Raw genomic sequence first — 499 nt, forward strand, 5'->3', positions numbered from 1 at the left:
CGGCCTATGCCACGATCAAGGGATTCGAAGTCATGCGAGCCCTGCGCAAAGGACAGGCTCGCCCCTGGTGCCTGCAGCCCGGCATCAGGGGCGAGGTGCGCCTTGTGGAGAGAGCTTTTGGCATTGGGCCCTCGGCGCTGACGGAGGCCATGGGCATGCTCAACCACCATTTCGCAGCAGCCGCCTGATCGGCGCAGAGCGACAGCCTACCTCTGACTGCCGCCAATCTTTGCAACAGAGCCGGGCTGACGAAAAGAAGCTCCGCCGCCAGTTCGATACGCATCGAGCCTACCTCTCGGAAGGGGTGCCCGGATTATTGGAGTTCCGGTGCGATCAGGATCGAAGGCCCTATCGCTACCGTTTGGGCGTGATCGAGGAGCCGGAACAGGAGGTTCCGTTTCAGCTAGCCCATCGTATTCACGGTGGTGCGGCTTCTGGTCAATTTCGGGCACTGCCGGTGCTGGCAGCGTGAGCGGGTCGAGCGCCATCGTAGCGTCTG

Annotated in this window: 1 pseudogene; it reads left to right on the forward strand. The window is 62.5% G+C overall.

From position 1 onward, the window contains the following. Positions 1–188: pseudogene (locus LH128_RS29825) on the forward strand (IS6 family transposase); the annotation flags it as partial. Between the last annotated feature and the right edge of the window lie 311 nt (positions 189–499).

This window comes from Sphingomonas sp. LH128, assembly GCF_000293195.2.
Classification (GTDB): Bacteria; Pseudomonadota; Alphaproteobacteria; order Sphingomonadales; family Sphingomonadaceae; genus Novosphingobium; species Novosphingobium resinovorum_A.